This window comes from Luteimonas endophytica, from assembly GCF_029887875.1.
Classification (GTDB): domain Bacteria; phylum Pseudomonadota; class Gammaproteobacteria; order Xanthomonadales; family Xanthomonadaceae; genus Luteimonas; species Luteimonas endophytica.
In genome coordinates, this window is the sequence record NZ_JARXRM010000043.1 from 31,570 (window position 1) to 47,658 (window position 16,089).

A 16,089-nucleotide genomic window follows, 5' to 3' on the forward strand; every position below is an offset into this window, starting at 1 on the left:
ATCCGTCCATGGAGGCTCATCGACGCCATCCATGGCATCGATGGTCCCGCACCGGGGCACCGCGCCGGCCCTGGAAACCGCGCGGGTGCTTCGGGCGACCTTTGCCTGTGTGGGTGTCGTGGGGTGGGGCGCGGCTTGGGAACGATGGCTGGCTGGCGGGACTTCGCGGGCGCGCCGGGCGTTCGGTGTGCCGACGGGTGGTTACGCTGCGACGGCGGCGGGTTCGGCGTTCGATGTCTCTAGCGAGGCCAGCCACTCGTCGTCGGAGCCCTCGTTGATGCCCTCGAACAGGAACGTGGAGAGGTAGCGCTCACCGGTGTCGGGCAGGGTGGCGAGGATGACCGAGCCTTCGGGTGCGGTGTCGGCTACCTGCAGGGCGGCGGCGACGGTGGCGCCGGCGGAGATGCCGACGAACAGGCCCTCCTCGGCGGCCAGGCGCCTGGCGGTGTCGCGGGCGGTGACGTCGTCGACCGGCAGGCGCTCGTGGTAGACGCTGCGGTCGAGCACCGCGGGGACGAAGTCGGGCGTCCAGCCCTGGATCCTGTGCGGCTGCCAGTCCTTGCCGCCGAGCAGCGGCGCGCCGACCGGTTCCGAGGTGACGATGCGCACCTCGGGCCGCGCCACCCGCAGCACCTGGCCGACGCCGGTCAGGGTGCCGCCGGTGCCCCAGCCGCTGACGAAGTAGTCGAGCCGGCGCCCGGCGAAGTCGCGCAGGATCTCCGCTGCGGTGCTCTGGCGGTGGTAGGCGGGATTGGCGGGGTTCTCGAACTGCCGCGCCAGGAACCAGCCGTGCGCCTCGGCCAGCTCGGCCGCCCTGCGGACCATGCCGGTGCCGCGCTCGGCGGCGGGGGTGAGGATGACCTTCGCGCCGTAGGCGCGCATCAGCTTGCGGCGCTCGATCGAGAAGGTTTCTGTCATCACCGCGACGAACGGATAGCCGCGCGCCGCGGCCACCATCGCCAGGGCCACGCCGGTGTTGCCGGAGGTGGCCTCGACGATGGTCTGGCCGGGCTTGAGGACGCCGCTGCGTTCGGCGTCGAGCACGATCGCCAGCGCCAGCCGGTCCTTGACCGAGCCGCCGGGGTTGAACGACTCGACCTTGGCGTACAGCGAAACGTGCTTGGGCGGCAGCCGGTGCAGTCTGACCACGGGCGTGTGGCCGATGGTGTCGAGGATGCTGTCGTGGATGGTCATGGCGATGTCCTCGCTGGGAGCGGATCTGGAAAGAACGGATGCGGCCGGGTCCCTGGACGCCCTCGGGGGATCCGCGGACGGCACCATCCGGGCACGGCCGCCGAGCGCGGAGCGGGGCCATGGTGCCGGCCGGGGCGACTGCGCGACCGGGGCGGGCTCATGCGGCGCGCTCCAGCGCCGGCTCGGGCGCCGGCGCCGGCTTCGCGGTGCCCGCCTGCGGCGCGGTCGATCGGTGGACGGGCGAATCGGCCGACAGCGGCCCATCGCCGAACCAGTGCAGCGTGTCGGCCAGGGCGGCGACCTCGCCCAGGATCAGCAGTGCCGGCGATCGGACCGCATGGCGGTGGGCCTGCGCCGGCAGCTCGTGCAGCGTGCCGACGACCACGCGCTGGTCGGGCCGCGAGCCGTTCTCGACCAGGGCGAACGGGGTCGCCGGGTCGCGGCCGTGGCGGATGAGCCGCGTGCGCAGCGTGTCGAGCATCGCGACGCCCATGTACACGGCGAGTGTCTGGCGCTCCTGCGCCAGCGCCGGCCAGTCGAGGCCGTCGAGCGAGGCCGCGCAGTGGGCGGTGACCAGGCGCAGGGACTGGGCGTGGTCGCGGTGGGTCAGCGGGACGCCGGCATAGGCGGCGCAGGCGAGCGCCGCGGTGATGCCGGGAACGACTTCGTAATCGACGCCGTGCGCGCGCAGGGCTTCGAGTTCCTCGCCGCCGCGGCCGAACACGAACGGGTCGCCGCCCTTGAGCCGGACCACGCGCCGGCCGGCGCGGGCGTGCTCGATCATCAAGGCGTGGATGCGCGCCTGGGTGGTGCCATGGTCGCCGGCACGTTTGCCGACGCAGACCAGCTCGGCGTCGCGGCGTGCCAACGCCAGCACGCCTTCGCCCACCAGGCGGTCGTGGAGGATGACGTCCGCCTCGTTGAGCAGGCGCAGCGCGCGCAGGGTGAGCAGGCCGGGATCGCCGGGGCCGGCGCCCACCAGCGCCACCGATCCCGCGGTCGCGGCCGCGTTCCCGGTACCCGGCGCCAGCTCTGCGTCGAGGAGCCGTTCGGCTTCCCGGTGGCGGCCGCGGCGCAGGAATCCCTGCAGCGGCCCGGCGAGCAGCCGCGCGAACGCGCGCCGCCGCGCGCCCGGTTCGGGCCAGCGCTCGCGGATGCGGCCGCGCTGCCGCGCCAGCAGCGTGGCCAGCGCGGCCCAGGAGTCGTCGAGCTGGGCTTCCAGGCGTTCGCGCAGCAGCCGCGCCAGCATCGGCGCGCCGCCGCCGCTGGAGATCGCGATCTGCAGCGGGCCGCGCTCGATCCGCGCCGGCACCTGGAAACGCGACAGCGCGACGTCGTCGACCACGTTGACCCAGATGCGCCGCGCCTGCCCGGCGGCCGCCACCTCGCGGTTGACGGCGTCGTCGTCGGTGGCGGCGATCGCCAGCCAGGCGTCGTCCAGCCAGGCCGGCTGGAATCGGCCCGGCAGATGCGCGATGCGGCCCGCCTGCGCCAGCGCGCGCAGTTCCGGTTCCAGAGCTGGCGCACCCACCACGACGCGGGCGCCCGCCTGCAGCAGGGCCGAGGCCTTGCGCCGTGCGACGGCGCCGCCGCCGACCACCAGCACGGTGCGGCCGCGCAGGTCGGCGAACAGCGGATACAGCGGCGGGGCGTTGTCGTTGGACATGGTGGCTCGCGAAACTCGGCCGCCACGAACCTAGCGCCGCCGTCTCGGCCGCGGAAATGGCGTGCCGGCCTGGCGACATGCGATTTCGGCATAAGCCGCCCTCGCATGGCGATGGACAATGCCGGCGAGCCGCGGCTAAGCTCGACCATCGCTTCATCGTGATCGAACGATAGGGCGTTCCCCGGCGCGCCGGCCCGGAGCCATGCCATGACCCTCACCCAGCTGCGCTATCTGGTGGCCATCGTCGACGCCGGGCTCAACATCACGCTCGCCGCCGAGCGCGTGCACGCCACCCAGCCGGGCTTGTCCAAGCAGTTGAGGCAGCTGGAGGACGAACTCGGCTTCCAGCTGTTCGTGCGCAAGGGGCGCAGCCTGGAGGGGATCGCGCCGGCGGGCGAACAGGTGCTGCAGCATGCGCGCCGGATCCTGGAAGAAGCCGCCAACATCCGCAGCTACGCCGCCAACGCGCGCGGCGAGCACAGCGGCCGGCTGCTGCTGGCCACCACCCACACCCAGGCGCGCTACGTGCTGCCGCCGGTGATCGCCGCGATCAAGCGCGAATTCCCGCAGGTCAACGTCGACCTGCACGCCGCCGCCGACGCCGAGGTGCTGCAGAAGCTGGCCCAGGACGGGGCCGACCTCGCCCTGATCAGCACCGCCGGCCCGCCACCCCAGGACGGCGGCATGGTGGTGCCGCTGTACCGGTGGCGACGCGTGCTGCTGGTGCCCAGCGCGCACCCGCTGGCCGGTCTCGGGCGAGCGCCGTCGCTGGCCGAACTGGCCCAGCACCCGCTGATCAGCTACGAGTCCTCCACCCGCGCCGATTCCTCGCTGCAGCGCACCTTCGCCGCCGAAGGCGTCGCGCCGCAGGTGGCGATGACCGCCCGCGACGCCAACCTGATCAAGACCTACGTGCGCGCCGGCCTCGGCGCCGGCCTGCTCGCGGAAATGGCGATCGGGTCCCGCGAGGACGGCGACCTGCGCCTGCTCCCGGCCCCCGCGGCGCTGCCCGAATGCATCACCTGGGCGGTGATCCCGCGCGGCCGGGTGCTGCGCGAATACGCGCTCGCGCTGCTGCACGCGCTTGCGCCGCAGCTCGATCGCCGCGACCTGCGCCGGGTGCTGGAGGGCAACCTGCAGCCGGACTGGCCGGCGCCGCCGACCTGGACCGAGCTCGGCCAGCCGATCTCGGTGTGAGGCGCGCCGGCCTCAGGCGGCGATGTCGGTCTCGTCGGAATGGAGGCCGCACTCGCGCCTGAGGCCGAAGAAGCGGGTGTCCTCCTCGCGCATCCCGGGCTCGAGCCTGCGCGTGGTGTGTACGTCGCCGATCGAGACGTAGCCCTGGTGCCAGAGCGGGTGGTAGGGCAGGTCGTGCCGTTGCAGGTACTGCCAGACGTCGCGGTCGCTCCAGTCGGCGATCGGGTGCAGCTTCCAGCGGCCGCCGCGCAGCTCGAGGAAATCGATGCCGGCGCGGGTGCTGGCCTGCTGCCTGCGCAGGCCGGCGATCCAGGTGCGTACGCCGAGCTCGCCGAGTGCGCGCTGCATCGGCTCGACCTTGTGGATGCGGTTGTAGCGGTCGATCCCTTCCACCCCCTGTTCCCATAGCCGACCGAGCCGGGCCTCGGCCCACGGCCCGCCCGGCTCGGGCCGATAGACCTTGAGGTTGAGGGCGAGCCGCTCGGTGAGCTGGTCGACGAAACGGTAGGTTTCCGGGAACAGGTAGCCGGTGTCGACCAGCAGCACCGGGATGTCCGGCCGCTGCCGGGTGACCATGTGCAGCGACACCGCCGCCTGCGCGCCGAAGCTCGAAGAGAGCGCATGCCCGCCGGCGGTGTTCTCCAGCGCCCACGCCACGCGCGCCTCGGCGCTGCGGCGCGAGAGCCAGCGGTTGAGTTCGGCCAGGGCGCGGGTGGACTCGGCGGCGGTGACGGGATCGGGGGGAGTCATGCGGACGCGTCCTCGCTGAGGTTGGCAAGCGGAATGCCGCGGCGGATGTCGCGTTCGGGCACCGACACCGCGCCGCTGCGCAGCAGGTAGTCGCCGAACCCCTCTCCCTCGTGCCGGTCGCGGGCGTACCCGGCGAACAGCGGATCGAGGGCGGCGAGGATCGCGGCCTCGTCGATGTTGTCGCGGTACAGCGCGTTGAGGCGCTGGCCGCGGTGATCGGCGCCGAGCATCAGGTTGTAGCGGCCCGGGGCACGGCCCACCAGGGCGATCTCGCCCAGGTAGGGGCGGGAGCAGCCGTTGGGGCAGCCGCTGACGCGCAGGTGGATCGGCGCGTCGCCGATGCCGTGCCGGTCCAGCAGCGCCTGCACCCGGTCGAGCAGCTCGGGGAGATAGCGCTCGGCCTCGGCCATCGCCAGCCCGCAGGTCGGCAGCGCCACGCAGGCCAGCGCGTTGCGCCGCAGCGGCGTGGCGGAGCGCCAACCGTCCAGGCCGTGCTCGGCGCAAAGGACATCGACGCGCGCCCGCAGTGCGGCGGGCACGTTCGCCAGCACCAGGTTCTGGTTCGGCGTCATCCTGAACTCCGCGCCGTCGCCCTCGGCCTGCAGCAGCGTGGCGATGGCGCGCAGGCCGCCGAGATGGCGCACCGGCTCGCCGCGACCGTCGAGGCGGCCGTCGACGATGCGACCGGCCGGAAGCCGCAATCCCAGCTGCAGGCGGCCGCCGCCGCCTTCGGACCAGCCGAAGCGGTCGCCGGTGTGGGAAAAAACGAACGGCCGCGCCGGGGGGAGGGAGAACCCGGCGCGCCGTTCGACCTCGGCCCGGAACCAGTCGAGACCGCGATCGTCGATGGTGTACTTGAGGCGCGCGCGCTTGCGCACCTCGCGATTGCCGTGGTCGCGCTGCGTCGTGACCACGGCCTCGGCGACGGCGGTCACCTGGTCCGGCCCGATGAAACCGATGAGGCTGCCCAGGCGGGGATAAGTCTCGGGATCGCCATGGCTTGCGCCCATGCCGCCGCCCACGCTGACGTCGTAGCCGAGCAGAGCGCCGTCCTCGCCGAGGATGGCGATGAAACCGAGATCCTGCGCGAACACGTCGACATCGTTGACCGGCGGCACCGCGAAGCCGATCTTGAACTTGCGCGGCAGGTAGCGGTCGCCGTAGATCGGTTCTTCCTCCCCGCCGCTGGACGCGACCCGCTCCTCGTCCAGCCAGATCTCGTAGTACGCACGGGTGCTGGGCAGCAGCCGCGCCGACAGCGCCGCTGCCTGCACCTGTACCGCCGCGTGCGCGGCCGACGGCTGCGGGTCGGCGGCCACGGCGATGTTGCGGTTGACGTCGCCGCAGGCGGCCAGGGTGTCGATCAGCGCCGCGTTGATCGCCTGCATGGTGGCCTTGAGCTCGGTCTTGATCACCCCGTGCAGCTGGAACGCCTGGCGGGTGGTGATGCGCAGGCCGCGTTCCGCGTAGCGGGTCGCGATCGCGTCCAACTGCAGCCACTGCGCAGGCGTCACCACGCCACCCGGCGTGCGGGTGCGGATCATGAAGGCGTAGGCGGGTTCGAGCAGTGCCTGGCGGCGCTCCTCGCGGACGTCGCGGTCGTCCTGCTGGTAGCTGCCGTGGTACTTGATCAGGGTCTGGTCCGACTCGCGCAGCGCGCCGGTGACCGGATCGGCCAGGCTCTCCAGCAGGCTGCCCCGCAGGCGGGCGCTGTCGGCCTTGATGTCTTCGACGGAGTGGGTGCTCATGATGATCGGCGCTGCGGCGGCATCCGGTTCAGTAGACGTCGCGGCTGTAGCGGCCCTCCGATCGCAGGGCGTCCAGATAGCCGGCGGCGGATTCGGCGTCGCGGCCGCCATGGGTGGCGATCACCTCCGCCAGCGCGGCGTGCACGTCGCGCCCCATGGCCAGCGCGCCGCAGACGTACAGGTGCGCGCCGCCCTCCAGCCAGGCGTACAGTTCGCGGCCGCGCTCGCGGATGCGCCGTTGCACGTAGGTGCGCGGCGCGGGGGCGGCGCCCGCGGTGCCGGTTCCCGCGGCGGCCGGGTCCCGCGAGAACGCCAGGTCGATGCGCTGCAGCTGGCCTTGCTTCAACGCGCGCTGCCATTCCAGCTGGTAGAGGAAGTCGCTGCGGAAACGGGGATTGCCGAAGAACAGCCAGTGCCGACCGCTCGCGCCGACCGCCACGCGCTCCTGCAGGAAGCCGCGGAACGGGGCCACCCCGGTGCCGGCGCCGATCATGATCAGGTCGCGGCCGGGGTCGGCGGGCAGGCGGAAGCGTTCGTTCGGCTCCACGTAGACCGGAACTTCCGCCCCGTCCCCCGCGCTGGCCAGGAAGTGCGAGGCGACGCCGAAGCGCGGCGCGTCGCCGCGCGCCCAGGCGAGGTGGGCGACGGTGAGATGGGCCTCGTCGCCCACCGCCTTGCGGCTGGAGGCGATCGAGTACAGGCGCGGGGTGAGCGGCCGCAGCGCGGCCACCAGCGCCGCGGCGTCCCAGTCGGCCGGCACCTCCCGCAGCAGGTCGATCAGCTGCCGCCGGTCGATCCAATGCGCCAGCGCGTCGGCGCGGTCCGGTGCGAGCAGTGCCGCCAGGGCGCCATCGCCTGCGCGCGCCGCATGCGCGACGAGCAACGGGCGTGCCAGCCGGGTCAGTTCGCGGCGGAGCTCCAGCCATTCGCGCAGTGGCAGCGCTTCGTCGCCCAGCGCGACCGTGGTATCGCCGTCCAGGCGCAGCGCCGCGAGCACGTCCTCGACCAGCGCCGGCGAATTGCGCGGCAGGACACCGAGTGCGTCGCCGGGCTCGTAGTGGAGTCCGGATCCCTCGAGAGACAGTTCGAAGTGGCGAATGTCGCGGTCGCTGCCGCTGGCGGTGATGCGCTGGTCGACCAGCACCTCGGCCGCGAACGGGCGCCCGCGGTCGTGCGGCGCCGCGGCTGTCGCGAGCGGTCGCAACGGCGTCACCGTGGCGCTTGGCTTGAGCGACTCGCGTGCGACGCTGAGCGCCTGCCGGCGCCATGGCGTCGCGACGCCGTCGATGTCCAGGTCCGCGTCGCCGCGCTCGAGCAGGCGGGTGGCGCCGAGTTCGGCCAGGCGTGCATCGAGGAGCTGGCCGACGGCGCAGAACCGCGGGTAGCTGGAATCGCCCAGGCCCAGCACCGCGTAGCGCAGCTGCGGCAGGGCCGGCGCGCGCTTGCCGGTGAGGAAGGCGCACAGGTCGCGGGCGTCGTCCGGCGGATCGCCGTCGCCCTGGGTGCTGACGACCAGATAAAGATAGCGTTCCTGCTTCAGCTCGCGTGTCGGGTAGGCGCCGGCGCTGACCAGCCGCACCGCCAGCCCCGCGCCTTCCAGGTCCGCGGCGAGGCGTTCGGCCACGCGCCGGGCGTTGCCGGTCTGGCTGCCGTGGACCACGGTGATCCGGTTGCCGGGCACGGCCTGCCCGCCGGCAGCCGGTTCGGCGGCCGACGGCGCCGCGTGCGTCGCCAGCCCGGCCGCGTAGCCCGACAGCCACCACAGCCCGGCGCCGTCCAGCCCGTCGGTCAGCCGACGCAGCGCATCGGTGCGCTCGGCAGACAACGGCGGCGCGGCAAGGGCTTGCGGAGGCGACATCGGGACCGGCCACGAGGGAGGACGGCCTCGAGCCTAGGCGCCCGCTCCGGCGTTGAAAAAGGAAGTCCGGTTATGCGGACATGCCCGCAGGTCATTTACGGCGGTGGCGGGGAGCACGGCTAGAATGCGCGACATCGGCCCGCGCCCACCGCGGCCGCCATGCCGGACCGATGAGCCAGCCCGCAGCCTCCACCGATCTCGACCGCCTCGAAGCCGAAAGCCTGCACGTGCTGCGGGAAGTCGCCGCCGAATGCCGGAACCCGGTGCTGCTGTACTCGATCGGCAAGGACAGCTCGGTCCTGCTGCACCTGCTGCTCAAGGCGTTCTCGCCGGCGCGGCCGCCGATCCCGCTGCTGCACGTCGACACCACCTGGAAGTTCCGCGAGATGATCGCCTTCCGCGACCGCCGCGCGGCCGAGACCGGCGTCGAGCTGCGCGTGCACGTGAATCCCGACGGTCTGCGCGACGGCGTCGGTCCGCAGACCCACGGCGCGGCGATGCATACCGAGGTGATGAAGACCCAGGCGCTGCGCCAGGCGCTGGCGGCCGGAGGATTCGACGCGGCCATCGGCGGCGCGCGCCGCGACGAGGAGAAGTCGCGGGCAAAGGAGCGCGTGTTCTCGTTCCGCGACGCGCGCCAGCGCTGGGATCCCCGGCGCCAGCGCCCGGAGCTGTGGAGCCTGTACAACGCCCGCGTCGGCGCCGGCGAGAGCGTGCGGGTTTTTCCGCTGTCGAACTGGACGGAACTCGACGTCTGGCGCTACATCCGCCGCGAGGCGATCCCGGTGGTGCCGCTGTACTTCGCGGCCGAGCGCCCGATGGTGCGGCGCGACGGCGCCTGGATCATGGTCGACGACGGGCGCCTGCAACTGCGGGCCGGGGAGACGCCGGAACTGCGCCGGGTCCGGTTCCGGACGCTCGGCTGCTATCCGCTGACCGGCGCCATAGAGTCCGATGCCGCGCATCTCGATGCGATCATCGCCGAGATGGAGACGGGCCGGCAGTCCGAGCGCGCGGGCCGGCTGATCGATCATGTCGACGGCGATTCGATGGAGAAGAAGAAGCGCGAGGGATATTTCTGAAGAGCCTTGAGTGGCGACTGGCGATTCGCAAGGGCATGGTGCATATGGGCAACGAAGCCATCGGGGCTGGGCGGGAACACGAGATCGCTGTCTCTTCCGAGTCACCAATCACGAGCGACCGATCTGGGTTCCTGCGCGTCGTCGCCTGCGGCAGCGTCGACGACGGCAAGAGCACGCTGATCGGGCGCCTGCTGTTCAACGCCGGCCGCCTGCCCGACGACGAGCGCGCCGCGCTCGAGCGCGCCAGCGCCGCGCACGGTACCCGTGGCGCCGACATCGACTACGCGCTGCTGCTCGACGGCCTGGAAGCCGAGCGCGAGCAGGGCATCACCATCGACGTGGCCTGGCGGCACCTGGAGACGCCCCGGCGCCGTTTCCTCATCGCCGACTGCCCGGGCCACGTGCAGTACACCAGAAACATGGCCACCGGGGCCTCGGTCGCGGATCTGGCGGTCATGCTGGTCGACGCCACCCGTGGGCTGCTGCCGCAGACCTTCCGCCATACCGCGATCGCCGCGCTGCTGGGGGTGCGCCACGTGCTGCTGGCGGTCAACAAGATGGACCGTGTGGGCTACGAGCGCGCCGTGTTCGAGCGGATCGCAGGCGAATACCGGGCGCATGCGGCGAGACTCGGCATCGTCGACGTCGCCTGCGTTCCACTCTCGGCGGTGCTGGGCGTCAACGTGGTCGAACCGGCGGCGGAGATCGACTGGTACCAGGGACCGAGCGTGCTCGCGCACCTGGAAACGGTGGATGCCGCGGGTCCACCGCGGGCTGGACCGCTCCGGCTGCCGGTGCAGTCGCTGCTGCGCGACGCCGCCGGCGCCCGCTGGTTGGCCGGCACGATCTCCGCCGGCGGCGTGCGCGCGGGCGACCGGGTGCGGGTGGAGCCGGCCGGTATCGCAACCCACGTCGCGGCGCTGCGGGTGGCGGGGATCGAGCGCGACGCGGCGCATGCCGGCCAGGCTGTCGCACTGCGCCTCGCCGACGAGGTGGACGCCGGCCGAGGCGACGTCGTCGCAGATCCCCAGGACCCGCCCGCCAGCAGCGACCAGTTCGCGGCCGACGTGCTGTGGTTCGATCAGGCGCCGCTGCTGCCCGGGCGGCGCTATCACGTCAAGCTCGGAAGCCGTGCCGTCGGCGCGCGCATCGGCGAGCTCAAGCACCGGCTCGAGCCGGCCAGCCTGCAGCCGCTGGCGGCCAAACGGCTGGAGCAGAACGACATCGGCGAGGTCACCCTCTCGCTGGACGCGCCGGTGGCCTTCGCGCCATACGCCGAGGACCGGGCGCTCGGCGGGTTCATCCTGATCGACCCGCTGACCCGCGCCACGGTCGGCGCGGGCATGATCCGCTACGGCCTGCGCCGCGCCGACAACCTGCACTGGCAGGCGCTCGACGTCGACCGCGGCGTGCGCGCAGCGCTCAAGGGCCAGCGCCCCCGCTGCGTGTGGTTCACCGGCCTGTCCGGAGCCGGCAAGTCGACCATCGCCAACCTGGTGGAGCGGGGGCTGGTGGCGCGCGGGCTGCATACCTACCTGCTCGACGGCGACAACGTCCGCCATGGTCTGAACCGCGACCTCGGCTTCACCGACGAGGACCGGGTCGAGAACCTGCGTCGCGTCGCCGAGGTCGCGAAGCTGATGGTCGATGCCGGGCTGGTGGTGCTGGTGAGCTTCATCTCGCCGTTTCGCGCCGAGCGCGCGGCGGCGCGGGCGCTCTTCGCTGAAGGCGAGTTCGTCGAGGTGCACGTCGACACTCCGCTGGCCGAGGCGGAGCGTCGCGACGTCAAGGGGCTCTACGCCAAGGCGCGCCGCGGCGAGCTGCCCAATTTCACCGGCATCGACTCGCCCTACGAGACGCCGGAGCATCCGGAGATGCGCCTGGACACCAGCGCCGCGGGCGCCGAGGCGCTGGCCGAGCGGGTGATCGAGCGCCTGCTGGACGATTCGCCGCCCGCCTGATCGCCCCGGCGCGCCGCGGCAACGTCCGGCGGCGTGCGATCAGCGACCCCGGAACAGCTGGGCGATGCCGAGGATCAGCACCGCGCCGAGCAGGGCACCGATGAAGCCGGCCGCCTCGCCGCTGGCGTACCAGCCCATCCGCTGGCCGATCCAGCTGGCGAGCAGCGCGCCGCCGATGCCGAGCAGCGCGGTCGGGATGAGGCCCAGGCGCCGCCGGCCCGGCGTCACCACCCGCGCCAACACCCCGGCCACCAGGCCGAGCACGATGATCGCGAGCCAGTTGCTGGTGCCGAACGGTTCCATGGAGCCCCCTGGTATCTCGATGGGCGCAGCGTAGCGCATGCCCCGGACACCGGCGAGGGCGGCCCCGCCACGCCCGGCAGCGCGAGCGGGGTCCGGGGCGCCCGCCCGAGCACGGCGGGCGCCGCCTTGCGCCGGGAAGCGGCGCGGAGGCCTACGAGGGCCGCGCGCGGCGCCCGGTCTCGCCGCGCTCGGAGGCGCGGTGGTGCTCCGCGATCACCTGCGCGACGCAGGCGGTCACCCGCTTGCCCATGGCGATGTGCAGGAATTCGTTCGGTCCGTGCGCATTCGAGTGCGGCCCCAGCACCCCGGTGATCATGAACTGGGCATCGGGGAACTTCTCGCCGAGCATGCCCATGAACGGGATCGAGCCGCCTTCGCCCATGTACATCGCGGGTTGACCGTAGAAGGCGCGGCTGGCGCCGTCGATCGCCTGCTCGAGCCAGGGCGAGAGCGCCGGAGCGTTCCATCCCGTCGCGGCCTTTTCCAGCTCCAGGGTGACGGTGGCACCGTTCGGCGGGTCGCGCAGCAGCTCCGCCTGCAGCAGTTCGCCGGCGCGGCGGCCGTCGACGGTGGGCGGCAGCCGCAGCGACAGCTTCACCGCGGTATGCGGACGCAGCACGTTGCCGGCCGCGTCCAGCGAGGGCACGCCGCCGATACCGGTGATCGACAGCGCCGGGCGCCAGGTGCGGTTGAGCACCAGCTCGGCCAGCTCGGCGTGCATCGGCACCAGGCCCGGCAGCAGCGGGAACTTGTCGTACACCGCGTCTCCCAGCACCTCGGCCGCGCGGCGCGCCTGCTCCAGCCGCTCCGCGGGCACCTGCGCATGCAGGCCATCGAGCAGGATCCGCCCGGTGGCCTCGTCCTCGATCCTCGACAGCAGCTGCCGCAGCAGCCGGAAGCTCGAAGGCACCACGCCGGAGGCATCGCCGGAATGCACGCCTTCCTCCAGCACCTTCACCGTCAGGTTGCCGCCGGCGAGCCCGCGCAGCGAGGTGGTGCACCACAGCTGGTCGTAGTTGCCGCAGCCGGAGTCCAGGCAGACCACCAGCGAGGGGCTGCCGATGCGGTCCGCCAGGTGGTCGACGTAGGCGGGAAGATCGTAGCTGCCCGATTCCTCGCAGGCCTCGATCAGGACCACGCAGCGCGCGTGCGGCAGCCGCTGCTCGTGCAGGGCGAGGATCGCGGCGAGCGAACCGTAGATCGCGTAGCCGTCGTCGGCGCCGCCGCGGCCGTACAGCCTGCCGTCGCGCAGCACCGGCTTCCACGGGCCGAGATCGTCGTCCCAGCCGGTCATCTCGGGCTGCTTGTCCAGGTGGCCGTAGAGCAGCACGCAGTCCTCTTCGCTGCCGCCATGGGCGGCGGGGATGTCGATGAAGATCAGCGGCGTGCGGCCTTCCAGGCGCACGGTCTCCACCTGCATGCCCGGGATCGGCTGCGCCTTCGCCCACCCCTCCATCAGCCGGACCGCATCCTCCATGTAGCCGTTGGCCGCCCAGTCGGCGTCGAACATCGGCGACTTGTTGGGAATGCGGATGTACTCGACCAGCTGCGGGACGATCTCGTCGTCCCACTTGCCGGAGATGAACCGGTCCACCTTCGCGGTGTCCATCGCGCGCTCCTGTCGGGGGAAGCGGTCATTTTAGCGCCCCTGGCCCGGTGTAGGACTTTTCCTAGCCGCAGGTGCGGCATCGGCCTGCGTCGCGGTGGACGATCCGGCGATAGGGCCCGGCCTGCGCCGCGGACAGACTGTACCTGCCGGCACCGTGCAGTGCGCCGGCGGGAAGGCAAGGAAGTCACCCACCAATCTCAAGGAGTCACACGCATGAACGCTTTCAAGACCGGGTTCGCCTCGCTGCTGCTCTCGCTGCTGATGCTCGGCAGCGCGCTGGCCGCGGAGAAGGTCAACATCAACACCGCGGATGCCGCCGCGCTGGAGCAGGTGCTGGTCAACGTCGGTGCCGCCAAGGCCCAGGCGATCGTCGAGCACCGCAAGGCCCACGGCGCCTTCCGCAGCCTCGACGAGTTGGCGACGGTCAAGGGGATCGGGCTGAAGACCGTGGAGCGCAACCGCGACCGCATCGAACTGGGCAGCCCCGCCCCGCGCCGCGCCGCGGCAAGCGGGGCCACTGCGGCGACCGCCGCCGCGCCGGCGCGCTGACGACCACCGGGACCGCGCAGGGGACGTGCGGGCCCGGGGGAGGGGCAGGGAGGCCCCGCGGAATCCGGCAGGATGCCGTTACAGGGACGTACCGTCGCCCGCCCGCGCACGATGTGCGGGCGGGCGACACCTTTTCCGGCACCCGGTCCTCCGGCCGCGCCTGCGCGGCGGTCGCCGGCTACACTGCGGCGATGGCTTCCGTCGCGCTACCGGTGCAGGTGATCCCGGCCAACGAGTACCGGCGCGAGCGCTGGCGCAACGGCGCCGGCTGGACCCGGCAGATCGTCGCGGTGCCGGAAGACGCCGAGTGGCTCTGGCGGTTGTCGATCGCCGAGGTCGAGCAGGACTCGGCGTTTTCCCGGTACCCGGGTGTCGAGCGGGTTCAGGTGCTGCTGGCGGGCGAAGGCCTGCGATTGCGGTTCGACGACGGCCACCGGCAGTTGCTTGCGCCCCCGCATGGGACCGCGCGCTACTGCGGAGAGCGCGCGGTCGCCGGCGGGCCGGTGGAGGGGCTGGCCACCGTGTTCAACCTGATGTGGCGCCGGGATGCGGTGCGGGCCGAACTCTGGCGGCGACCGCTGGTCGGGCCGATGCTGTTCTTCGCCGACCCGGGCGAGCAGTGGGCGCTGCACCTGCTCGGCGGCCAGGCGCGATTCGATCGCGATGCCGCGCTGCCCGCACTGGCGCAGGGCGACACCGCGCTGCTGTCGGCGCCGCGGCGGCGGCGCTTCCTGCTCGACGGCGGCGGCGAGCTGCTGGTGATCCGGCTGCAGGAACTGGATTAGCGCCGCGCACGACCGGTCCTGCCAGTGGCGGCCCGGAGGGTGGTGGAAAACTGCGAGATCGAGCCGCTGGGCTGGCTCTCTGCCCGCCTCCGCTCCATCGGGACCGCTCAGCCGCGGTCGTCGCGGGTCCAGACCGCGCCGTCGACCACCTTCACCGGAAACCGCACCACCGGCTCGTAGGCGGGCGGGCACAGCGGCCTGCCGTCGCGAACATCGAACCTGGCCCCATGGAGCACGCATTCGATGGTGGCGTGCTCCGGGTCGAACGCGCCGGCGGAGAGCTCGAAATCCTCGTGGCTGCAGCGATCCTCCATGGCGTAGAGGTCGCCCTCGTGGTTCACCACCAGGATCGGGGTATCGCCGTCCCAGGCCACGCGCATCTCGCCGGGCAGCAGCTCGGCGGTTGCGCAGACGCGGGTCCAGCCCGGCAGGCCGTCGGCCATCAGCGGCGCCGCGGCCGGTATGCCAGCGCGTACGCGCCGAGCGGGCGGGTCGGGCGCCTCATTCGCGATACGGGGCGGCGCTGCGCGGAGCGTCGGGAAGCTGCTCGTCCAGGCTCTCCCGACAGCGGATGCAGCCGCGGAGAAAACCGCGGCCAGGCCGGGACGACCGGCTGCGGCGTTTCCCCGTCGGGCAGCAGCCCCCAAAGCCCCGGGCGGCGCCAGCACAGCGCGTGGCCGCTGCTGGTGCGGTGGGCGCGGATGCCCTCGCGAAGGCGCTGGACCTCGGCGACGAGCTGGTCGCGGGACATGCTGTCGAGATCTTCGTCCATTGGCTCGGATGGCGTCGGCGGAGACGCGATTGTAGTGGCGGCGACGCGAGCGGCCCAGCGCAACCGCGCCTACAGGGCCTTTTCCAGCACCTCGAAGCGCAGGTCGTCGCGCCGCGGCAGGCCGAAGCGTGCGTCGCCGTAAGGGAAGGGCCGGAACGTGCCGGTGCGGCGGTAGCCGCGGCGCAGGTACCAGGCGATCAACTCGTCGCGCACGTCGAGCACGGTCATGCGCATCGCCGACAGGCGCCAGTCCTCGCGCGCGATGCGCTCGGCTTCGGCCAGCAGGGCATGGCCCAGCCCCGCACCCTGGCGGTCCGGACGCACCGCGAACATGCCGAAGTATCCGGCGCCGGCATCCTCGGCGACGTGCGCGCACGCGATCGGCGCCATGGCGCCGGGCTCGGTGGCCAGCACCACCAGGCTGCGGGGCCGCCGGATGTCGTCGCGCAGCAGTTCCGGGTCGACGCGGTTGCCGTCGAGCAGGTCTGCTTCGGTGGTCCAGCCGGCGCGGCTCGACTCGCCGCGGTAGGCCGAGGTGACCAGGGCGACGATCGTGTCGACGTCGTCGAGGCTGGCGTGGCGGAACACCGGTGCGGACATGGGAACCGGCCGCGC

The 16,089-nt window shown here is 72.8% G+C and carries 14 protein-coding genes; 5 read left to right on the plus strand and 9 right to left on the minus strand.

Annotated features, from left to right (window positions below; translation table 11 throughout):
* Window positions 1-201 precede the first annotated feature (201 nt).
* Window positions 202-1,194 (minus strand): cysteine synthase A, encoded by a 993-nt coding sequence (gene cysK / locus QFW77_RS13615; RefSeq protein WP_280575313.1) that lies wholly within the window; start codon window positions 1,192-1,194, stop codon window positions 202-204.
* 157 nt (window positions 1,195-1,351) lie between these two features.
* Window positions 1,352-2,860, minus strand: a complete 1,509-nt coding sequence (gene cysG, locus QFW77_RS13620; protein ID WP_280575314.1) for a siroheme synthase CysG — start codon at window positions 2,858-2,860, stop codon at window positions 1,352-1,354.
* Window positions 2,861-3,067: 207 nt separating this feature from the next.
* On the opposite strand from cysG, the gene QFW77_RS13625 reads away from it, so the two are divergent.
* Complete coding sequence (locus QFW77_RS13625; RefSeq protein ID WP_280575315.1) at window positions 3,068-4,057, plus strand: LysR family transcriptional regulator; 990 nt, start codon at window positions 3,068-3,070, stop codon at window positions 4,055-4,057.
* Window positions 4,058-4,069: 12 nt separating this feature from the next.
* Here QFW77_RS13625 and QFW77_RS13630 read toward each other — a convergent pair whose 3' ends face one another.
* Genes QFW77_RS13630 through QFW77_RS13640 form a run of 3 tightly spaced genes read right to left on the minus strand, consistent with a single transcriptional unit; the run spans window position 4,070 to window position 8,413 of the window.
* Window positions 4,070-4,807: a phosphoadenylyl-sulfate reductase gene (locus QFW77_RS13630; protein ID WP_280575316.1), complete on the minus strand. Its 738-nt coding sequence runs from the start codon at window positions 4,805-4,807 to the stop codon at window positions 4,070-4,072.
* Complete coding sequence (gene cysI / locus QFW77_RS13635; protein ID WP_280575317.1) at window positions 4,804-6,555, minus strand: assimilatory sulfite reductase (NADPH) hemoprotein subunit; 1,752 nt, start codon at window positions 6,553-6,555, stop codon at window positions 4,804-4,806. The genes QFW77_RS13630 and cysI overlap by 4 nt, the downstream gene beginning before the upstream one ends.
* Window positions 6,556-6,583: 28 nt before the next feature.
* Window positions 6,584-8,413 (minus strand): assimilatory sulfite reductase (NADPH) flavoprotein subunit, encoded by a 1,830-nt coding sequence (locus QFW77_RS13640; RefSeq protein ID WP_280575318.1) that lies wholly within the window; start codon window positions 8,411-8,413, stop codon window positions 6,584-6,586.
* 170 nt (window positions 8,414-8,583) lie between these two features.
* On the opposite strand from QFW77_RS13640, the gene cysD reads away from it, so the two are divergent.
* On the plus strand, window positions 8,584-9,495 hold the full coding sequence (cysD, locus tag QFW77_RS13645) for a sulfate adenylyltransferase subunit CysD (RefSeq protein WP_280575319.1): 912 nt from the start codon (window positions 8,584-8,586) through the stop codon (window positions 9,493-9,495).
* A gap of 44 nt (window positions 9,496-9,539) precedes the next feature.
* Entirely contained in the window at window positions 9,540-11,456 is a 1,917-nt protein-coding gene (cysC, locus tag QFW77_RS13650; RefSeq protein ID WP_280575320.1) for an adenylyl-sulfate kinase, read from the plus strand.
* Between the two features lie 39 nt (window positions 11,457-11,495).
* Here the strand turns inward: cysC and QFW77_RS13655 are convergent, their stop codons facing one another.
* Both QFW77_RS13655 and QFW77_RS13660 read right to left on the minus strand, forming a co-directional pair.
* Window positions 11,496-11,759, minus strand: coding sequence for a GlsB/YeaQ/YmgE family stress response membrane protein (locus tag QFW77_RS13655; RefSeq protein ID WP_280575321.1), 264 nt, complete (start codon window positions 11,757-11,759; stop codon window positions 11,496-11,498).
* 151 nt (window positions 11,760-11,910) lie between these two features.
* Window positions 11,911-13,368, minus strand: coding sequence for a M20 family metallopeptidase (locus QFW77_RS13660; RefSeq protein ID WP_280575322.1), 1,458 nt, complete (start codon window positions 13,366-13,368; stop codon window positions 11,911-11,913).
* Window positions 13,369-13,581: 213 nt separating this feature from the next.
* On the opposite strand from QFW77_RS13660, the gene QFW77_RS13665 reads away from it, so the two are divergent.
* Both QFW77_RS13665 and QFW77_RS13670 read left to right on the plus strand, forming a co-directional pair.
* Window positions 13,582-13,917 (plus strand): ComEA family DNA-binding protein, encoded by a 336-nt coding sequence (locus tag QFW77_RS13665; protein WP_280575323.1) that lies wholly within the window; start codon window positions 13,582-13,584, stop codon window positions 13,915-13,917.
* Window positions 13,918-14,108: 191 nt separating this feature from the next.
* Entirely contained in the window at window positions 14,109-14,702 is a 594-nt protein-coding gene (locus tag QFW77_RS13670; protein WP_280575324.1) for a HutD/Ves family protein, read from the plus strand.
* 107 nt (window positions 14,703-14,809) lie between these two features.
* Here QFW77_RS13670 and QFW77_RS13675 read toward each other — a convergent pair whose 3' ends face one another.
* The gene (locus QFW77_RS13675) at window positions 14,810-15,145 is read right to left on the minus strand and encodes a non-heme iron oxygenase ferredoxin subunit (protein ID WP_280575325.1); all 336 of its coding nucleotides are present in this window, start codon (window positions 15,143-15,145) and stop codon (window positions 14,810-14,812) included.
* A 398-nt stretch (window positions 15,146-15,543) separates the two neighbouring features.
* Window positions 15,544-16,074 carry a GNAT family N-acetyltransferase gene (locus QFW77_RS13680; protein ID WP_280575326.1) on the minus strand — a complete coding sequence of 177 codons (531 nt, stop codon included), beginning with the start codon at window positions 16,072-16,074 and terminating at the stop codon, window positions 15,544-15,546.
* Between the last annotated feature and the right edge of the window lie 15 nt (window positions 16,075-16,089).